General features: G+C 53.2%; 16 protein-coding genes, 1 tRNA gene and 1 pseudogene. 11 read left to right on the forward strand and 7 right to left on the reverse strand.

Annotated elements, in window-relative coordinates:
* The 4 genes and pseudogenes from Q0683_RS06685 to Q0683_RS06700 all read left to right on the forward strand — a co-directional run.
* Positions 1-426 (forward strand): annotated as a pseudogene (locus Q0683_RS06685) (site-specific DNA-methyltransferase); the annotation flags it as partial.
* Positions 427-790: 364 nt separating this feature from the next.
* A tRNA-Pro gene (locus tag Q0683_RS06690) sits at positions 791-864 on the forward strand.
* A 57-nt stretch (positions 865-921) separates the two neighbouring features.
* Positions 922-1,575: a DUF3318 domain-containing protein gene (locus tag Q0683_RS06695; protein WP_298612120.1), complete on the forward strand. Its 654-nt coding sequence runs from the start codon at positions 922-924 to the stop codon at positions 1,573-1,575.
* 2 nt (positions 1,576-1,577) lie between these two features.
* A complete protein-coding gene (locus Q0683_RS06700; protein WP_298976934.1) occupies positions 1,578-1,781 on the forward strand; it encodes a hypothetical protein in 204 nt (67 codons plus the stop codon).
* 85 nt (positions 1,782-1,866) lie between these two features.
* Here the strand turns inward: Q0683_RS06700 and Q0683_RS06705 are convergent, their stop codons facing one another.
* Positions 1,867-2,898 (reverse strand): chlorophyll a/b binding light-harvesting protein, encoded by a 1,032-nt coding sequence (locus Q0683_RS06705; RefSeq protein ID WP_298976952.1) that lies wholly within the window; start codon positions 2,896-2,898, stop codon positions 1,867-1,869.
* A 293-nt stretch (positions 2,899-3,191) separates the two neighbouring features.
* Here Q0683_RS06705 and Q0683_RS06710 point away from each other — a divergent pair, with 293 nt between their 5' ends.
* Both Q0683_RS06710 and Q0683_RS06715 read left to right on the forward strand, forming a co-directional pair.
* The gene (locus tag Q0683_RS06710; protein ID WP_298612123.1) at positions 3,192-4,868 is read left to right on the forward strand and encodes a diguanylate cyclase; all 1,677 of its coding nucleotides are present in this window, start codon (positions 3,192-3,194) and stop codon (positions 4,866-4,868) included.
* 87 nt (positions 4,869-4,955) lie between these two features.
* Complete coding sequence (locus tag Q0683_RS06715; RefSeq protein WP_298612125.1) at positions 4,956-5,600, forward strand: response regulator transcription factor; 645 nt, start codon at positions 4,956-4,958, stop codon at positions 5,598-5,600.
* A 7-nt stretch (positions 5,601-5,607) separates the two neighbouring features.
* Here the strand turns inward: Q0683_RS06715 and Q0683_RS06720 are convergent, their stop codons facing one another.
* The 3 genes from Q0683_RS06720 to Q0683_RS06730 form a co-directional block, all read right to left on the reverse strand.
* Positions 5,608-8,034: a sucrose synthase gene (locus Q0683_RS06720; protein WP_298612127.1), complete on the reverse strand. Its 2,427-nt coding sequence runs from the start codon at positions 8,032-8,034 to the stop codon at positions 5,608-5,610.
* A 403-nt stretch (positions 8,035-8,437) separates the two neighbouring features.
* Complete coding sequence (locus Q0683_RS06725; RefSeq protein WP_298612130.1) at positions 8,438-8,656, reverse strand: hypothetical protein; 219 nt, start codon at positions 8,654-8,656, stop codon at positions 8,438-8,440.
* A gap of 95 nt (positions 8,657-8,751) precedes the next feature.
* Complete coding sequence (locus Q0683_RS06730) at positions 8,752-9,648, reverse strand: alpha/beta fold hydrolase (RefSeq protein ID WP_298612132.1); 897 nt, start codon at positions 9,646-9,648, stop codon at positions 8,752-8,754.
* Positions 9,649-9,737: 89 nt separating this feature from the next.
* Here Q0683_RS06730 and sat point away from each other — a divergent pair, with 89 nt between their 5' ends.
* On the forward strand, positions 9,738-10,934 hold the full coding sequence (gene sat, locus Q0683_RS06735) for a sulfate adenylyltransferase (protein ID WP_298976937.1): 1,197 nt from the start codon (positions 9,738-9,740) through the stop codon (positions 10,932-10,934).
* Between the two features lie 759 nt (positions 10,935-11,693).
* On the opposite strand, the gene Q0683_RS06740 is transcribed toward sat, so the two are convergent.
* Positions 11,694-11,837: a hypothetical protein gene (locus Q0683_RS06740; protein WP_298611457.1), complete on the reverse strand. Its 144-nt coding sequence runs from the start codon at positions 11,835-11,837 to the stop codon at positions 11,694-11,696.
* Between the two features lie 221 nt (positions 11,838-12,058).
* Here Q0683_RS06740 and Q0683_RS06745 point away from each other — a divergent pair, with 221 nt between their 5' ends.
* From Q0683_RS06745 to rlmB, 3 genes are all read left to right on the forward strand, one after another.
* Entirely contained in the window at positions 12,059-13,621 is a 1,563-nt protein-coding gene (locus Q0683_RS06745; RefSeq protein ID WP_298976940.1) for a glycoside hydrolase family 3 N-terminal domain-containing protein, read from the forward strand.
* A 95-nt stretch (positions 13,622-13,716) separates the two neighbouring features.
* The gene (locus tag Q0683_RS06750) at positions 13,717-15,030 is read left to right on the forward strand and encodes an META domain-containing protein (protein WP_298976942.1); all 1,314 of its coding nucleotides are present in this window, start codon (positions 13,717-13,719) and stop codon (positions 15,028-15,030) included.
* Between the two features lie 29 nt (positions 15,031-15,059).
* Positions 15,060-15,947: a 23S rRNA (guanosine(2251)-2'-O)-methyltransferase RlmB gene (gene rlmB, locus Q0683_RS06755; RefSeq protein WP_298976943.1), complete on the forward strand. Its 888-nt coding sequence runs from the start codon at positions 15,060-15,062 to the stop codon at positions 15,945-15,947.
* On the opposite strand, the gene Q0683_RS06760 is transcribed toward rlmB, so the two are convergent.
* Both Q0683_RS06760 and Q0683_RS06765 read right to left on the reverse strand, forming a co-directional pair.
* Positions 15,944-17,152 carry a 4-hydroxy-3-methylbut-2-enyl diphosphate reductase gene (locus Q0683_RS06760; protein ID WP_298611823.1) on the reverse strand — a complete coding sequence of 403 codons (1,209 nt, stop codon included), beginning with the start codon at positions 17,150-17,152 and terminating at the stop codon, positions 15,944-15,946. The two genes, rlmB and Q0683_RS06760, sit on opposite strands and share 4 nt — an antisense overlap.
* A gap of 43 nt (positions 17,153-17,195) precedes the next feature.
* Complete coding sequence (locus Q0683_RS06765) at positions 17,196-18,383, reverse strand: 1-deoxy-D-xylulose-5-phosphate reductoisomerase (protein ID WP_298611820.1); 1,188 nt, start codon at positions 18,381-18,383, stop codon at positions 17,196-17,198.
* 118 nt (positions 18,384-18,501) lie between these two features.
* On the opposite strand from Q0683_RS06765, the gene Q0683_RS06770 reads away from it, so the two are divergent.
* The gene (locus tag Q0683_RS06770; RefSeq protein WP_298976944.1) at positions 18,502-19,680 is read left to right on the forward strand and encodes a DNA double-strand break repair nuclease NurA; all 1,179 of its coding nucleotides are present in this window, start codon (positions 18,502-18,504) and stop codon (positions 19,678-19,680) included.
* Positions 19,681-20,018 lie beyond the last annotated feature (338 nt).

The following is a 20,018-nucleotide window of genomic DNA, read 5'->3' on the forward strand; positions in this document are numbered from 1 at the left end:
GACGACCTGAAGAAAAAGCGCGCCAGTAATGAATTGTTCTGGCTGATTGGTGAGCCCGACGTGCAAGTGCGCAAAGAGAAAGACGGCAAATACAGGGTCGCCGTCGGTGGTTTCGACTACTACAACACCAAGACCGGGCAAATCGAATCGGGAGGCAGCGACAAAATCGCGCTGTGGATGCTCGATACCGACTACGACGGGCGCAGTCTCTACCCGCGCCAGGTGTTCTTCCCGATGGCCGGCGACAACGAAGCGTGGGCTAACTTGGCGCGCAACCTGAAAGCCGAAATCGACCTCGAACGCATTCGCGCCTACTGGGGCACCGAGTCGCTGCCCTTCGAGTTGGGCGAATACCGGCGCATCGCAGTCAAGATCGTGGACGACCGGGGCGTCGAGAGCCTTAAGGTGATGGCCCTTTGCGAGTGAGGCGGCATGGATTAAGTTCTGACCGAACACGCACGCGATGCAATTGAGAAGCGACGAATAAAACCTTAGCGGTCAGCCCTGAGGATATTACTCTGGCAAAACTCGAATGGTATCGCCCGGACGGCGAAATCTCCGATCGTCAGTGGCAAGACATCCTGGGTGTGTTGAAAACCCGCGCAGGCGAACTCGACCTTGACTATCTGTGGGTGCCGCAATAGAGCCGACTCCTCAAATCGTTTCTCAGAAAGAGTTTTAGCCGCCCCAGTTTGGACAATGGACTAAATTTGGCCTAAATTTCTTTACTGCTTAATCCCCACAGGCCAATTGAGGAAAAAGCCAGCAAATGCTATCCTAAATGAGTTATCGGGATGTAGCGCAGCTTGGTAGCGCACTTCGTTCGGGACGAAGGGGTCGCAGGTTCAAATCCTGTCATCCCGATTAGTCGGCTTTGAACTGTTAAGATAGGTAAGAAATACCCTAGGATTGTGTTGTGCTATGACCTCGGCTGCATCCTCAGTTGCCCGTTCCGACTTAGCGGAATTGCGCCGTCTTAAGTCTCTCTTGCCACCAGAGCTGCAAAGCTGGGTGATGATTGAACCAGCCAGTGGGGTAAATCCTCCCCTGATCACCTGCGAAGAAATTGGCAAGGATGAGGTGGAAATTCAAATTGATTTAGCACGCTGGGATCAGTTGGCCAAGGATCAACGCAACCTCCTCTTTTGGCATGAAGTGGCTCGCATCCAAAATGACACGATTCCTCGTGATGGCTGGGAGATGGCTGCACTGGCCATTGGTTTGGGGGGTGCTGTGGGCGAACTCTGGGTACGGGACGGCCTGTTGCTCACACTTGCCCTTGGCCTGTGTGCTTTCTCGGGTTGGCGACTCTACCGGCGCAACAATAGTGAAAAGGTTCTCAAGGAAGCTATTGCTGCTGATGAACGGGCGATCGCCCTGGCGACCCGCTTTGGCTATGAACTTCCCAACGCCTACAAAAGTCTTGGCAGCGCCCTCAAATTCCTCATTGAGCAAGCGCCCAACCGCCGCCAACGCAAACACTATGAACTGCGTCTGCAAGCGCTGAAAAAGAGTGCCGCCAAAGCCAAAGCCCGCATGCAGGCCATGCAAAACGAAACCCAAGCGGAATCTTAATCATGGCATACCCAAAGCAGAAGCTGCTGTTGCCAGCAGTCATCCTCCTGTGGACAGTGGTCAGTCTAGGGGTCATGGCACAGTGGGATTTGCACCCTGTCCTGCGGTACTATGGCTGGGTCTTTACAGCTCAAATTGCTTTTTTGATTTTCTTTGCGCCAGCGATCGCGCGACAGCTTAGGGGCGCCAAATATTCTCAAAAGTAATGAAAGCCTTCCCTGAATTCATAAAAAACCCTCGATCGCTGAGATCGAGGGCAGTAGCTAACACTCAAGAGCAGAACTGCTGCAATTAATTTTCAATAACTGGATTGAGAAAGGCTTCCAGTTGCTTGAAATTAAATCCCATGGCTCGGAGCGCGTGCCAAAGATGCCCCTGGAGGAAGAAAAAGGCAAGGAAAAAGTGGGCATTGGCTAACCAAGCACGGGGAGTATGCTGCCCCAGAGGCAAGTCGATTGTCTCTGCAAAGTAGGGAGCAATTCCCAACTTGACTTCTAAAGGTGGACCGTAAAACTCTACGGGATAGGCGAGCGTATTCACTGCACAGAAGTAGGCCGCCACAAACCCCGCTAGGGCAATGCCGCCTAGGGAGTAGGAGAGAATGGCTTCCGCATTAAACATCAGCACTTGCCGTGCCCAATTCAGGGGCGGCACAAGAATATGCCAAATCCCACCTGTAATGAGCAAAATGGCAACATAGATATGCCCACCCACTAAGTCTTCCAGATTATCAATGCTGGCAAAGTGGGTTTGGTAGCCGTAGATAACAAAGGGATCCAGTGTGGGTTCAGTAACAAGGCGTACTGTTTGCAAATTTGCGTCATACAGCCCCCCCCAAATTGTTGCCTTCAACACGAACAGCAGGGCACCCAATCCCAAAAAGAGCAAATGGTGCCCCAGAATGATTCCCAGTTGTTTCGGATCGTCCCAGCGGAAATGGAAGCGCCGCGCCCACCCTGAGGCGGTACTGAGATCGTGGGGGGCACGGAACGTATGGAAGAGAGCACCGGCACCGAGCACTGCCGAGGAAATGAGATGTACAGCGCCAATCACAAAGTAGGGGTATAAATCAACAACTTTACCCCCCTCGCCGATGCCAAATCCTAGTGTCGCTAAATGGGGCAATAAAATCAAACCCTGTTCCCCCATGGGCAGATCGGGTTTGTACTGGGAAATTTCGTACAGCGTAAAAGCGCCAGCCCAAAATACAGTCAGGGCTGCTTGTGCCACATGGGCAGCGATAAATAACCCTGAAAGGCTGACAAAGCGGGCATTGCCTGCCCACCAGTCGTACTTGACGTTGGCTTGGCCGTAGGTTTGCAGGCCTGCACCTGTGGGGGATGGGGTAGTCGCAGAGGTTGGCGGTTCACTGGCGATCGCCATAACTCTTCCTCCTTGGATAAACGTATGGTATGAACAGGGAAGCTTATTGAGACTAAGACTCAATAATGCCTAGGCCTACTATAGCATTGCTGTTGAGAATTAATGGCATTTAGTACCAGTGAAAACCTAAAGATATGTAACTCATCTGGGGGCAATCTGTATCCTCAAGAACTTGAGGAAGATTGAGAAAAAGCAGTAGGGTAGTGGATAGTCACAGGGGCTTGCACCTACATATGGCCATTTTGCTCTATCACGAGGATGTAGCAGCAGCGGCAACACTGGTCTCTATCCTCACGACTGTTGATCATCGAGTGGATGTAGTGGCACGCCCTGAAGATCTCTGGGAACTATTGGCCAGTTGTCGCTATCACCTGTTGATTGTGGATGAATCGCATTTGGGCACCGCAGTGGAGGTCTTTTGCCAGCAGGTGCGCGATCGCGGGTTTCAGGAGCCAATCTTGGTTCTCACCGCTATTGATTTAGCTACCCAGCCGGAAGCCCAAGTCATTTACTGCCACTACCCCTGTGCCCCAGAAGCCCTGCTGGGGATTGTGCAGCAACTTCTAAGCGCGATCGCCCCCGCCAAGCCAAAAAAGAACAATGATTCAGGATTGCCCTTGGTTCTCCACCTTGACCACGATCCTGAATTAGTTCACTCCCTTGAGGAGTGTTCTGCTGATCGGGGATTTCGCTACATTGCGATGGATAGCTGGCCGCTGGTCTGTGCCTTTCTGGAGGAGAGTCGGCCCAATGCCGTCATTCTCAATCCTGAAGTGATGCCCGATGAGGTGACCACCCGCGAGTTTTTGCAGCAATTACGGCAGCAGCGTCCGCCCATCCCCGCCCTCGTGTTTACCGCCCAGGACACGTGGCGCGATCGCCTCGCCGCCATTCGTCTTGGCTCACGGATGACCCTCAGTAAGCCTGTGGATGTCGAGCGGCTGTTGCAGGCTCTCGATCAGTTATTGCAACCCCAAGAAATCAACTCTGCCAGTATTTTGGCGGTTGACGATGATGCTATCACCCTGGCCATTTTGAAACGGCTCCTGGAACCTTGGGGCATGAGTGTTACCTCCCTGCAAAATCCCGATCAATTTTGGGATGTCCTAGAGGCCACCCATCCTGAACTGGTGATTCTCGATGTGCAAATGCCCGGCATCAATGGCATAGAACTCTGCCAAGTTGTCCGCAATGATCCTCGCTGGAGCCAGCTCCCCATCCTCTTTCTGACTGCCACCACCGATCCAGCCCTTGTCACACAACTCTTTGCCGCCGGTGCCGATGATTTTGTCAATAAGCCAATTGTGGGACCTGAGTTAGTGACTCGCATTATCAATCGCCTAGAGCGTACCCGCCTCCTAAAACGCTTGGCGGAGGTAGATCCCCTCACAGGACTGAGCAATCGCCGCAAAGCCACAGAGGATATTGAACGCTTTTTGACCCTTGCCAGCCGCCAACAGCGAAGTCTCTGTATCGTTGTTTTAGATTTAGACCACTTCAAACGCATCAATGATACCTACGGTCACGATGTTGGTGATCAGGTGTTGGTGACCACAGCCCGCATGCTGAAGCAGTCCCTACGGATGGAGGATATTGTAGCTCGCTGGGGAGGAGAAGAATTTTTAATTGCCCTCTACGATATTTCCCTTGAGGTGGCCAAACATCGTCTTGCCATCTGTTTACACCGCCTGCGGAATCACACATTCCACGCCCCCAACCATGACAGCTTTAAGGTGAGTTTTAGCGCCGGTATCAGTCAATTTCCCACCCATGGGCAGACCCTACTCCAACTGGTGAAAAGCGCAGACGACGCCCTCTACGCCGCTAAGGCCGCAGGGCGCTCCCAAATTGTGATAGCCCCCAAGGAGACTGCCTCAGAGTTTGCTCATGCTTTCTCGCCGGAGGAATAGGCTATCCTAAAAAAGCAGCAAACGCCACCTCAAACTTGGTACCAGCAGTGTCAATGCTATAGGTAGTCCTAAAAATCCTCCCAATATATGCACCTTGAGGCATCCTCTGCGCAAAATGCCACCATTCTCTTGGTTGATGATGACCCCACCCTAGTTCTTTTGGTGAAAGATTACCTTGAGATGCAGGGGTATCGAGTGCTGACGGCAGGCCATGGCCAAGAAGGTCTGGCAATTCTTCAGCAGCAAACCCCCGACTTAATTATTTGCGATGTGATGATGCCGCAGATGGATGGCTATAGCTTTGTCAGGGCAGTGCGACAACAAACCCACCTCAGTTGGCTGCCGGTGCTCTTTCTTTCGGCCAAAGGGCAAACCCACGATCGCATTAGGGGCTTGCAAACTGGTGGTGATGTTTACTTGGTCAAGCCCTTTGAACCGGAGGAACTCCTAGCCCAGATCCAAGCCCTCCTCAACCAGACGGCTCGCCTGCGGGAAGCCCAAGGACGGCAACCTCCTCCTGTGCCCAGCCCGCCCCGCGGTGTTGAACTCACCCCTACGGAAACGCGGATTCTTCAATACGTGGCCAGAGGCCTCTCCAACCGCGAAATTGCCGCAGAGTTGCACGTCAGTCAGCGCACTGTGGAAAGCCATGTCAGCAATATGCTGGGCAAAACAGGTTGCCATAATCGCACCGAACTCGCTCGCTGGGCAATTGATTACCACTACGTCTAGATGCCTCTTACCGCCGCATGTGTTCTGCCAACAGGGCTTGGGCGCGGGGTTTATAGAGGAGGTAGAAGAGTGCCTCCATGTAGCGCATCATGTCTTCGCGGTTTTCTTGGGAAGAGAAGTTCCAAAAGCCATAGATCTTGGCGAGGGAGAGCAGGCGGGTACAGTGAATTTTCCAAGTGTAGGTGCTATAGACCCGCTCGATGCCCGCTTTGGAAATCCGTTGCCACTGGCTAGGATCGCGATCGCAAGCCTCCAGAAAGCGGACAATGGTTTCAGCCATTTCTTCTAAGTGGGTCGGGTTAATATGAAAACCATTCACCCCATCTTGGATAATTTCTAAAGGACCGCCAAAGCGAGTGCCAAAGGTGGGCAGACCACTGACCATTGCCTCCAAAATTGTCAAGCCAAAGGCTTCAAACAAAGCAGGCTGAACAAAAATCCCTTGGCGATCGGCAATGATGCGATAAATTTCTCCAGAGTCTGCCTTCGGCAAACGAATCCCCAGCCAGCGAATCTTACCGTGGAGGTTGTACTCGTGGATGATTTGGTAAAGCTTCTCAATTTCGGCAATTTCCTCGCGATCGCTAGACTCTTCGGTGCGCAGCTTGCCTGCCACCAAAATTAAATTACAGCGCTCTTGCAGTTCTTTACTACGACCAAAAGCTTCTGCCAGCCCCGTGAGGTTTTTGATCCGATCCAAGCGCGCCATTGAAAAGATTGGGCGTTTGTTTGGGTCTTCGAGGTAGCCGTAAATGTGCTGCGCATCTTCAAGGGTAAAGAGCAGTTCCTCTAACCGCTGGCGATCGTCCTCCAGTCGCTCTGTATGGCGGTAATAGGGAAAGTACACCTGCTCATTGACCCCCGGTGGCACCACATTAAATTTCGGACTAAACAGTTCAATGCCATTAACCACATGGTAGAGGTCAGGCATAGTAAAGGATTGGTATGATTCGTATTGGCCGATACTATCAGGTGTTCCCACAATCTCTTGATAGGTACTGCTAATGATAAAGTTGGCGGCATTCATGGCAATTAAATCTGCCGTAAATTGCATTGAGAAGTGATACTTATCCTCTAAGTCCTGCCAGTAGAGGTTACTAAAGAGGTATTTAGACTTCTCCAAAGCGTGGGCAATGTTGCACTGGGTTACCTTGAGTCGCCGCGCCAGCAAGAAGGCCACCAAATTGCCATCGGAATAGTTGCCAATGATCAGGTCGGGGACATGACCAAATTCTGCCCGCAACTCTCGCTCCGCATCAATGGCAAAGGTTTCTAAATAGGGCCAGATTTCAAACCGTGAAATCCAGTTTTGCGTCACCTTGGGATTAAACTCCCGAAAGGGTACCCGCAAAATCCATGCATCATCGGTGCCATAAATTTTTTCAAGGCGTTGGTTGCACAGCGTCCCTTCCGCATTGGGAATTAGGCGAGTCAGGACAATAATTTTAGGCCGTGCCTCCAGTACTCCCAGCCCTGCCAGTTGCAAATCCTCGCGCATTTGTTTTTCCAAGCTTTTCACTTGGTCGAGGATATAGACCACCTGCCCACCGGTGTCGGGACGCCCCAGCACCCCCTCTTGACCAAACCAGCCGTGGGGAGAAATCAGGGCAATGCGAAAGATCATCGGGATCCGCGAGACAAAGGCCTCCAGTACTTGGTGATCCGGAGAATCCAAGAGTTGATCGAGAATTTCTAGGGTGTCCCGCACTCGCGCAGCAGTATTGCCCCAACCCGGTTCAAAGCCGAGATTTTGCAGTTCAAAGCGAAAGTCACTATAGGCCTCCTCGGCGGCGCGATCGCTAAGAGCCACTAAGGCCTGTTTCACCTGCTCCGAGAGCTGCTGCGGAGAGCGAATACGCTCATTGATCAAGAGTTGATAGCCGTTGTAGCGATGAATTCGCAGAAAGTTAAAGAGGTTTTGCTGCCACTGCCGTGGATCTTGGAAGAGCTTACTGGATAAATAGCGGTTAAGAAACTCCACCCCCTTACCAATGTTTTTGGCATCGCGGATGATGGGCGAGTAATCGTAGAAGGGTTGAACGTCAATCTCAAAAATATCCCCTTCGTTGGGGTGATAGCGATTCACCAGGCGATCGCGCAGATCCAGTAGTTCTGGAATCGTCATTGGCACGATCGTCAAATCCTCCACCAACAGCCGACACACCTCCTGCTGGGCAATCCGTGGCCGAATAATCCAACACAGACTTTCGTTGTCAACAATGATCTCTTGGGTATAGAACACCAGCTTGCTGAGGCGCGATTCTGAGGGGGGAGGCACAGGGCGATCGTGTTCCCGACAGTACTCCGCAAAGGCCGTCAAAATTTCATTGCGCAGAAGATAGCGTTTTTCCCCCAGTTGTAGGATGCGTGAAAACTGACGCAGATCGGTGCGTTCATCACTCTCAACAACGGATTGCAGGAGTACAGAGGTCATCGGCAAACTCACAACACGGCCTTTACTTGAGACGGCACAGCAGCTCAAGTCGTTTCCATTCTAGGTTTCCCCTTGGATAGGGTCAATTTTGCCCAAGAGATCGCCGCAGTTGGCCATAGTTCCGGAAGCCAAACCACAACCACAGGGGGAATAGCCCACCTGTTAGTCCCAGCACAGGTAGTAGAGCAAATGCTGGATTAAAATCGCTGCTGCCACTGTAAATAAACTTCCCCTAAATCGGCTCAAAGAGAATTTGCTTGTAGGCAAAACCCTCTAGCGCCCCTAATTAGTGGTGGCGATCCAGCATAGGAATCAGCAATAGACCGGTGGGGGTGAGACCCCTGGATTGCCCCCTGTCGCCAATACCCCGCTCAACCCAGAATCTGGGCAAAATTCGCAGTGCTCAATAGAGCATAACAAAGAGATTCCAAGCAATCCCCCCAGACTCAGAGGATGTGAAAAAAACAGATTCGGCTGCAATTTGGTCGGCGATCGCCCCCAAAACGCTAGAACCAAGAAGCAGCCCCAATATGCCTGCAATCACTGAACTGGGCATATAAAGCGATCGCATCAGTGCCCAACGCCGCCGCACCAGTCGTCCCAAGGGCAGCAAAACACCCATAGGAATGAATGTCCAGAAAAACCGGAATCAGCCTAAACATCCGCTGTGCCAACTCCTAAAGATTGCCGTGACCATAGAACTTGCCCCAGTGGGATTCAGCCTCTGGAAAGTGAGTGGCTGCGCAACCAATCTAAAACCAGCGTATTCACGCGATCGGGCTGCTCATCGTGGGGGCAGTGACCTGTGTGATCTAACTCCACCACCTGCATCCTCGGTTGTATCTGTTGAAACCGCTGGCTGAACAGCGGGGGGATGAAGCGATCCTGTTTGCCCCAAATGAGCAATAGGGGCTGGGACACCTTTTTGAGCATGGTCTTGGCACTGGGGCCAAAGCCTCTCCGACTCATGGCACGGGTAATTTGCACAAAGGCGCGATCGCTATCACGGTCATAGGCAGGGGTGAGTAAGATTTCCAACAATTCCTCATCCACACAGGTGGGGTTGGCGTAGGCCAATTGTGCCCAGCGTTTGACAATGAAGGGGCGGCGAACGAGGTAAAAAAGAGGGCGCAACAACCAAGGAGCCGTGAAAATCTGTTCAATTCCACTCACAAGGGGGGCGATCGCCCTGGGAATCAGTTCCTCGCGCACCGCCGGATCCGGCAGACTCAGCATCACCACCCCCGCTGCCATCTGGGGATAGCGATAGGCACAGGTGAGGGCAATCAATGCGCCAATGGAATTGCCAACAATCACCGCCGGTTGCCCGACAATTCCTTGCCAAAAGGCATGAACCTGAGCCGCCCAAAATTCAGCACCGTAGGCAGCACTAGGCTTTTCCGCTGCCCCCAACCCTATTAAATCAAGGGCATAGGTCGGCTGATAATCTCCTAAGACCCGAAGATTGTATCGCCAGTGCCGTAGGGATGCCCCAAAGCCGTGGAGTAGGATCAGCGGTGTTCCCCCAGGGGAAGCGGGCTGCCAAAAACTGTAGCGACTCTGCCACCCGCGCCAGCACCAATCTCGCTGCACACCGTAGCGATAGAGATCCACCCGTTGTCTCCTGCACCCATTCGTCCAATAATGACTTCTATCTTATGAAGTTTTGCAACGCGTTCATTTTGCCCAAAAGGAGTTCGACCTTGAGTTCATCCGTAACCGTACAAACAAAGGACGCGATCGCCCCCCACGGCGGTATTCTCGTGAATCGCATTCTCTCCCCTGAACAAAAACAGGCTTGGCTTGCCCGCGCCGATGAATTGCCCCGCGTGACTCTTGATGAGCGAGCCGTTTCTGACTTAGAACTCATTGCCATTGGTGGGTTTAGTCCCCTAACCGGATTTATGGGACAGGCCGACTACGAGCGAGTGGTCGAAGAAATGTACCTTGCCAATGGCCTGCCGTGGTCTATTCCCATCACTCTCTCTGTCAGGGCTGAAGTGGCTGCCCCCTTAGAAATTGGCCAAACTATTCGTCTTGATAACGCAGCGGGTCAGTTTTTGGGGATTCTCGAACTCACCGAAAAATACACCTATGACAAACGCCGTGAGGCTCGTTGTGTCTATCGCACCGAAGATGACAAACACCCCGGCGTCAAGGTGCTCTATGAACAGGGAGAAGTTAACCTAGCAGGCCCCATTTGGCTCCTAGAGCGGCATCCCCATCCCCAATTCCCCAACTATTGCATTGATCCGGTAGATTCCCGTGCCCTCTTTCGCCAAAAAGGCTGGCGGACAATTGTTGGTTTCCAAACCCGCAACCCCATCCATCGCGCCCATGAATATATCCAGAAATGCGCCCTTGAAATTGTGGATGGCCTTTTTTTGCATCCCCTCGTGGGTGCCACGAAGGAGGATGACATCCCCGCCGATGTGCGCATGCGTTGCTATGAAATTGTGTTGGAACATTACTTCCCTAAGGATCGGGTAGTGCTGGCCATTAACCCAGCAGCCATGCGCTATGCCGGACCGCGGGAGGCCATTTTCCATGCCCTAGTGCGCAAAAACTACGGCTGTACCCACTTTATTGTCGGTCGCGATCACGCGGGCGTGGGGGATTACTATGGCACCTATGATGCCCAGCATATTTTTGATGAATTTGACCCGGCAGCCCTAGGGATTATTCCTTTGAAGTTTGAGCATGCCTTCTACTGCACCCGCACCCAGTCCATGGCCACCAGTAAAACCAGTCCCAGTAAACCGGAAGAGCGCATTCACCTCTCCGGCACCAAGGTACGGGAAATGCTGCGGCGCGGAGAATTGCCACCCCCAGAGTTTTCGCGCCCAGAGGTGGCGGCAGAACTGGCACGAGCAATGCGACAACCGCAACTAGCACCATAGCCTAAAAATAAAACGAGGGGGTCAAGCTGACGGCAGCAAGACCCCTTTACAAGTTAGCAACGACGATGTTTAACTCAACAACTAACGTGGACAAAACGTGGTTTTAGCTGGCGATCCAACCCCCTTTGCGATCTCAACCGATCAAGCTTGGAGCATGGACACTAGGTAATAGATTGCTGTCAACGTTGACGACTCTAGAGACTAGGAGGTTACCTAGTAGTGCCTTAACTCCCATGGACGACAGGATGGGGACTCGGCAGTAACCACACGAACGATAAGGCTGGATAAAGCAAGAGAACAAAGATACAACGCTGAAGCTCAAAGGATTGATTTTGATGTTACTCGCAAGACAGGCGTGAGATTTATCTTGGAGTAACTTTGCTTTATCCTGAACTCAAGGACTGGGAGGCACAAGCCTTAAGTTCACTCTTATCGTTACCCTTTCTTTCTGTGCCTACTTTTAGGCTAGCATAGGCATTCGAGAATCCTCAAATGTTAACCGAAAATTCAATATCTGAAATATTCCTTAACTAATTCTGCAATATGCTGTTAAATTTGCCGGTTGCACCCTTTTAGGAGTACTTTTAGCACTGAACATTATCTCTGGATTTTGACAGTTTTGGCGATCGCCCCAAGCTCATAAAAAACTGCACCAGCCCCCTACTTGCCGCTTTGGCGGAGCTGATGCGGAACTAATACTAGTTTAGTGATTTTTACCTGCAAGGTCTTTACAGGGATTCTGCTTGTGGAAGACAGTAACTAACTCTTACGGGCGGGCGTTCCCGTGAAGGGCTGTGCCCCCGTGGAAGGATAGTGATCGTTGCGAGGGGTGAAGATGCGCCCAAATGCCTCCATCAAAAAGACCATCATCCCTTGTAATTTCTCACGTAGTGCTTTTAACATAGGTCAACTCCTAAAGAAAGCGATTTAGGCTCCAGCCTTTGGCTTAATGATTGAACACCGCAGCAACGGAATCGAACCTCACCTCACCATCATTAGGTAAAGGCTGTACTTTTAGTATAAAAAATCAGATAAGTTGCCTGAGGGAGTTTGAGACAATTTTTTATATGCTGAATAAGGAAATTATTGATTTGTGAAATTTTGTTCTGAATGAGATTACACCCATGACATTTATTCCCCCTCTTTCTGATCTTTCACTACGGGCACAGGTGGCACAAATGGTGGTTGTACGCGCCAGTGGCTACCTCTACGATCGCCAGATTCAATATCCTGCTTGGGAACCGCCCCAAGACACCCTAAAACACTGGATTAAAGACTGGGGCGTGGGGGGGGTGATTCTCTTGGGGGGCAGTGCCGTTGAAGTGGCAGAGCGCTGTCGGCAACTCCAATCTTGGGCAACAATTCCCCTGCTGTTGGCGGCTGACATTGAGGAGGGGGTTGGTCAACGCTTTAGCGGTGCAACACAATTTCCGCCCCCGGCAGCTTTAGGAGCCATCGCCCAAAGGAATCCACAACGGGCAGTGGATCTGGCAAGGGCAATGGGAGCATCCACGGCAGCAGAGGCCTTGGCCATCGGCTTGAACTGGGTTTTAGCTCCCGTGGTGGATGTGAATAACAATCCCGCCAACCCGGTGATTAATGTGCGCGCCTTTGGTGAGGAGCCAGAGGTGGTGAGTGCCCTTGCAACGGCGTTTATTCAAGGGGCAAAAACCTATCCAGTGCTAACAACAGCAAAGCACTTTCCCGGCCATGGGGATACAGCAACCGATTCCCACTTGCAACTGCCTGTGATTCCCCACAATCGCGATCGCCTGCAAGCCATTGAATGGCCGCCCTTTGTTGCTGCAATTCAAACAGGCGTGGATGCGGTGATGAGTGCCCATGTGCATCTCCCTGCCTTGGATGCCGAGCAACCCGCAACCCTGTCGCCCCAAATTCTCACAGGCATCCTTCGCCAAGAGATGGGGTTTAGGGGGCTAATTGTGACCGATGCCCTAGTCATGGGGGCGATCGCCCACAGCTACGGTACTGCGGAAGCTGCTGTCAAAGCCGTAGCAGCGGGTGCCGATATTCTGCTCATGCCCTTGGATCCCCCCGCCGCCATTGAAGCGGTGGTTGCGGCTGTTGAGTCGGGGCGGATTCCCTACGAGCGGATTCAGGCCTCTGTAGCTCGAATTCAAGCAGCAAAGGCGCGTTTGCTGCCCCTTTCGTTACAGTTGGACTATCTCCAGACCACCCCGGCCGTTGAAGTGGCCACCGCCATTGCCCAAGAAAGTATCAAGCGGGCTGGCCAAGCTTGGCAACCCGTTACCTCAGGGGTGAATTGTCTGGTGGTGGATGATGCGCTAAACGCCGGCTTTTTGAACTGCACCTGTCCAGCATTGACACTGCCTCCCACTTGGGGATTTGACCAACGGGTGGTGATTGATCAGCAAACACCCCTGACAATGATTGAGGGCTTCTCCAGGGCACCGACCTTAGTGCAGGTATTTTGCCGTGGCAACCCCTTCCGCGGCAAAGCAGGGTTAAGTGTGCCAGCGATCGCCACCCTAGAATGGCTCCAAACCCACAATCAGTTGATGGGTCTGGTGGTCTATGGCAGTCCCTATGCCTACCACGAGATTGCCCAGCAGCTCCATCCCGATTTGCCCCGCGTCTTTAGCTATGGCCACGACCCCATTGCCCAAAGGCTGGCTCTAGGGTGTTTAGTGAAGGGAATCTTCTAAAGGTTTTTGAATCTTTTGCGAGGGAAACCCTAGGGAACTCCTATCCTGCTTTCACGTCCCTACAGATACCTCCCAGAATTCGGTCTTTCCTCACCATGATTAAGTTTCCCGCTGCCGCTGGCTTGGCAACCTTCTCCATAGCTGCAACAACGCTGGCGATCGCCCCGATCAGTTTTGCTGCACCCCCATCTTGGCTCGATCAACCGCCACGCAACTGGAATCCCAGCCTGCCGATCCTAGAGATTCCCCCACGGGGCAATCTCAATCCTGGGGAGTTGAACCGCTGTCGCAGTACCCTGCGATCGCCCCAATCCATGGCAGATCGCCTAATTCAACAGCGGGGCTGGTATCTGGTGGGTACACCCATTCGCCATCAGAACGTGGAAATTATTCTTGGCAATAGTGGTTTTGATGGCATGTGTCGCCCGATGGGGTATCAAGCCTTTGTCTTCTATAGAGGACTCTACTTGGGAACCTTATCCCCGAATCTGATGGATTCCCGCGCTGATGGCTCGTTTCTTGGTGAGGTCAAGTTCCAAAACGACGGTACATTCACGGCAGAGTTTGCCCGCTATAGCCCTAATGATCCCCTCTGCTGTCCTAGCCGCATCAGCACCGTGACCTATCGCCTCGAAGGGGGGCTTTTGCCTTTGCCGCGCTTGGTGCCTGTGGCCATTTCCACCCAACCAATGGCGAATAACACTCCCTCCCAGCCTTCGGAACTGAGCCTCAGCGGTCAGCGGTGGCACCTCAGAGGCATAGGTAATCAAGCCTTTCCGGTGGATACCGCCTTTATTGAGTTTGATAGTGCCAACCGCCGTGCCGGTGGTTTTACCGGCTGTAATAGCTTTAATGGTGGCTACACCGCCAACGGCCCACGCCTCCTTTTTGCCCCCTTAGCCACCAGCCAACGCCTATGTAGTCAAGAGCTGCTTCAGAGTGTGGAAACTCAGATGCTACAGGGGCTGAGCCGCACCAACCGCTACCGCATTCAAGGAAATACCCTACAACTGTTTGAGGAGGATCGCCTGCTGTTGACCTTTGAAGCGGGTGCGACGGAAAGTCCCCTCAGTGGCCGCTGGCAACTTCAGCGCCTCGCCAATATGCCGCCAATGCCACCGCGCAATCCGATGAATACTGTGTTTATTGAGTTTGATGGCAGGGCCCAGCGAGCAACGGGCTTTAGTGGCTGTAATAACTTTAACGGTGGCTACAGCGTCAATGGCCAACAATTGCGGTTTTCGGCAGTTGCGACAACACGGCGAGTCTGCATCGGTCAGCGGGCTCAAAGGATAGAGATGTCATTTTTGCAGAGTCTTGAGCAAACCAATCGCTACCGCATTGAGGGAAATACCCTGACGTTTTATGATGGCGATCGCCCCCTTGCGATGTTTCAGCGAACGCCCTAGGGGAGAGTTGCTACCCTAACGACGCTTCGATGACCGAGAAACCTCGTCCCCGCAAAAAAAATCGCCTGACTGCGACCCGTCCTCCTCGCTCCCCACGGCACACACCGGCCAAACCCGTTAGGAAATCTCCCCCACCTGCCCCCACTGAGGATGCCCCCGAACTCCTCTACGGTCGCCATGCAGTGCTCTCAGCCCTTGAGAGTGGCCGCCCCTGCAACCGTATCTGGGTGATTCCCTCTCTGCGCTACGATCCGCGCTTTCATCAACGCTTGAATGAAGCCAAACAGCAGGGCGCCGTTATTGATACCGTGACCCCCGAACGTCTTGACCAACTGTGCCAGCGGGGGCGCCATCAGGGGATTGCCATGCAGGTGGCGGCCTACAATTACTGGTCTTTAGAGGATTTATTGGCCAAAGCGGCTACTGTGAATCAACCCGTGCTCTTGGCGGCCGATGGGATTACCGATCCGCAAAATCTCGGTGCCATGATCCGCACAGCAGAGGCGCTGGGGATGCAGGGAGTGATTATTCCTCAACGGCGCGCCGTCGGTATTACGGCAACCGTAGCTAAAGCAGCCGCAGGGGCATTGGAGTATTTGCCCGTGGCACGGGTGGTCAACCTCAACCAAGCTCTTGAAACCCTGAAGCAGGCAGGCTATTGGATCTATGGTCTTTCGGAGCGGGGAGCGGTGCCCCTGCCCAAGATCACCTTCGATCGCCCCACCGTCTTTGTGGTTGGCAGTGAGGGGGAAGGGATTAGCCTGCAAACCCAGAAGCACTGCGATGAAATGGTTGCGATTCCCCTTGCGGGGCGCACCCCGAGCCTCAATGCCTCAGTGGCGGTGGGCATTGCTCTCTACGAGATCAGTTGCCAGCGATCGCCCGCTTGGGATTTGACTCAGGAATCTCCAACTTAGGAAACAGCAGCCACAGAGCGCAGGGCAAAAATTTTATTGAGCACTTCCTCGACCACCTTGTCGGGGGTAGAGGCACCGGAGGTAATGCCAATGGTGAGGGGGCGATCCGGCAGCCAGTTTTCAGTCACCGTGGGGGGCTGATGCAGGGGTTTGTGCTCAATGCGATTCCCCGGCCCAATACGATCCGCAGAGTCAATGTGATAGGAAGGAATGCCATGCTCAATGGCAATTTCTTGAAGGTGGGTGGTATTCGAGGAGTTGTAGCCCCCAATTACAACCATTAAATCTAGCGGTTCCTTGACTAAATTCAGCATTGCATCTTGGCGCTCTTGGGTGGCATCGCAAATCGTGTTAAAGCTCATGAAGTGCTCATTGAGGCGATCGGGGCCGTATTTTTGGATCATCGTGCGCTCAAATAATTTGCCGATTTGTTCTGTTTCCCCTTTGAGCATGGTGGTTTGATTGGCAATGCCGACGCGCACCAGATCGCGATCGGGATCAAAGCCCACAGAACAGGCCTTGGCAAACTTGGCCATGAAGGCCTCGCGATCGCCCCCCTTGAGGATATAGTCGCAGACATAGCGGGCTTCCTCTAGGTTGAGGACGATCAAATAGGTGCCCGCAAAGGAACTGGTGGCAATTGTCTCTTCGTGGTTATACTTGCCGTGAATAATCGAGGTGAAGCTCACCTTTTTGTGCTTTTCCACACTGTGCCACACCTTTGAGACCCACGGGCAGGTGGTATCCACAATCGTACAGCCGCGCTCATTCAGCAGTTGCATCTCTTGGACACTGGCCCCAAAGGCGGGCAAAATCACCACATCCCCTGGGCGCACGTCACTAAAGTCCTTGACCCCGTTGACCACCGGAATAAATTCCACGGCCATTTGCCGCAGGCGCTCATTCACCGAGGGATTATGGATAATTTCATTCGTGATCCAGATGCGCTCCGTGGGAAAGTGGGTGCGAGTTTCATAGGCAAGGGCCACGGCCCGCTCCACTCCCCAACAAAAGCCAAAGGCCTCCGCCAAGCGAATCGTCACATCCCCCTCTTGCCAACGATAGCCATTGGCACGGATTTGCTGAATCAGAGAACTTTGATACTCCCCTTGGAGTTGCCGGTTCACTGACTCACCGTGGCCAAAGCCCTTGCGGTGGTAGTTTTCTGAACTGTGGAGCGATCGCTTGAATGCACGGGTATCCATTGGCTCTCCTCTGAAGCAATCTGATGGTATTTTGGCACAACTCCTAGAGAGCAACCATCGGGCTGGCTCCCCGTTGCGCCAATTCCTGTACTGTCTGCCGTGCCCAGCGATCGGCGGCCAAAATGTCCTCTAAGTTGGGGTTGCGAATGTTTTGGCCAGAGTAGCGATCGCAGGTCATCTCAATCAGCCGCGGAATCTCCAAGAAGGAAATGGCCTCGGCAATAAAGAGGGCCACTGCCTCCTCATTGGCTGCATTGAGCACCGCCGGCATCGCCCCGCCGGCACGACCCGCAGCATAGGCCAGCCCCATACAGGGATACTTCTGGTGATCCGGCGATCGAAAGGTCAGACTTCCCGCCTTCACCAGATCCAACGCTGACCAATTCGTAGGAATCCGCTCTGGCCACGAGAGGGCATACAATAACGGCAACCGCATATCCGGCCAGCCCAACTGCGCCAGTACGGAGGTATCCTGCAACTCAATTAGCGAGTGAACAATGCTTTGGGGATGGATGACAATCTCAATGTTGTCGTAGTCCACGCCAAAAAGGTAATGCGCCTCAATCACCTCTAGACCCTTATTCATCAGGGTCGCCGAGTCCACGGTAATTTTTGGCCCCATTGACCAGTTGGGATGTTTGAGGGCATCGGCCACCGTGACTTGGCAGAGTTTCTCCACGGGCCAATCCCGAAAGGCGCCCCCTGAGGCAGTAAGAATAATCTTCCGCAGTCCGCCTTCCGGCACCCCCTGCAAACATTGAAAAATAGCCGAATGCTCAGAATCGGCGGGCAAGAGCCTGACACCGTACTCTTGAAGTAGCGGCAAAACCACCGGACCACCGGCAATGAGCGTTTCCTTATTGGCCAAGGCAATATCCTTGCCCGCTTTAATGGCGGCAATTGTGGGCACCAGACCCGCACAGCCGACAATACCTGTCACCACCACATCGGCATCCCCATAGGCCGCCACCGCCGCAATCCCTGCTTCGCCAGCCACCAAGTGCGGTTTTTGGGGCAGATCCGCCAATGCCGCCTCCAGTTCGGGCAGTTGATTGGGGTCGGCAATACTGACAATCTCCGGCTGAAATTGGCGAATTTGGGGAATGAGTCGCCCTAGGTTGCGTCCGGCGGCAAGGCCAACGACCCGAAAGCGATCGGGATATTGGGCAACAATGTCAAGGGTTTGGGTACCAATGGAGCCGGTGGAGCCAAGGAGATTAAGTGCCTTCACAGTTTTTGGGGGAGGGTCAGTGGACACCTTAATATTTACTGCAGGAGGGGACACAAGGCAAACCCATACTTATTCTGATGAGAATAGCAACAGGCGTTTCTCGACTCTATTCTTGGTTATGGTGTTACCCCTTTCCCAACTGGTGCAGCAACTAAATCACAAAAAGGCTGACTTTCTCAACTATGACACAGCGCTTGCTCAAGTGCGACAGGACTATCAACAGGCTCTAGGGACATGGCAACAAAAAACGCTTCCCGACATCACCGCTGCCATGGATCCGCAGATCACCGATTGGGGAGCCTGTCCCATTGAACCGTGGCCTCAGGGGTGGCGCATTCCTTTGGGGGTAGAGTGGCCCCATCGTCAGGCGGCGCGGGAGTGGGCAAGAACTCAACTCATGGATGTCACCACTGTGGCGGTGGATGGCTCCCAGATTCTGCCCAGTGAAGAGCTCTCCTTACCCGTGGCAGTAGTGCAGGCAGGTTGGTTTCTCAATCCCCACCGGGGAAATGGCTCCTATGCCAAAGAAATTGCCTTAGAACTGATTACGCCGGCGGAACTGCGCCAAGCGGAAGAACAGTTGCGCCAGCCCCAAATTTACCGCTTCCACGAACGCTATGTGCACCTACGCCGCTTTGAACTGGAATTGAAAACTCTCCAGGAGCGCATGGCTGAAGTAGCTGCCCCGGCACTGTTATTGTTTGACGGCTCCTTTGTGGCGACCTTTGCGGAGTCCTACGCCCCAGAATGGCAAGCACGATATGTTGCGGCTCTTTGCCAAACCCTAGAGACCAGCCTGAAACGTCGGATTCCCCTCGTGGCTTACATTGATAGCTCCCAAGCGCGGGATTTAGTAACCCTTTTGGGGCATCTAGCAAATCTGCCGCCTAGTCCACACCTCTCAGATGCCCAACTGTTAAATACCGTTTTGACCCAGTGGGGCGATCGCTCACCGGTTTTTGTCTGCGATCGCGGCGGCATCCTTGGAAGCTATGGCTCTTGGGCAAAGGGTATTGGCTTTTGCTACCTCAAGGCCCATCACGGGTATCCGGTGCGCTTGGAACTGCCCCTGTGGATCTACAGAGAAGGATTACTGGATCCGGTGATTCGCTGGCTCTGTGGGGAACTGATTACCGGCCAGGGCTATCCCTATGCCCTCGAAGCTGCCGATCAATTGGCCGTTCTTCAAGGGAGCGATCGCCAAGCTTTCCTCAAGCAATTACAAGTCTGGGCAGAAAGCGTCGGCATGGAACTGCACTTTAGCCGCAAGTGGGTCAGCAAACAGCAGCGGCGTTAACTTTACCGAGGTGATTTTTTTAATGCCTTCAGTGCCTCTTCCGGTTCCCGCTGCGTTTTTGCCCCGCAATCGGCGCAACAGTTCTAGGGCTTCTTCGCGGGTTTGACCGGTATTTTGTTGGTGCCGTTGCCAAAAGTCCTCCCACCAGCGGGGGGGTGAGGATCAACCCGCCAACCGGCCAATCAACGCCATTCCCATCCCCGCCGCTAAGGGACAACTGCTCATTGAGCTGACGGCTTCATTTCTTCATTGCTTAGCGAGCGATCGCCCTGCCCCTCAGGGCATAACTGCTCCCCTAGACTTCTGCAAAAACCCTTAATCGTCGCTCTTTTGGGAAA

Source organism: uncultured Thermosynechococcus sp. (assembly GCF_938074695.1).
Taxonomy (GTDB): domain Bacteria; phylum Cyanobacteriota; class Cyanobacteriia; order Thermosynechococcales; family Thermosynechococcaceae; genus Thermosynechococcus.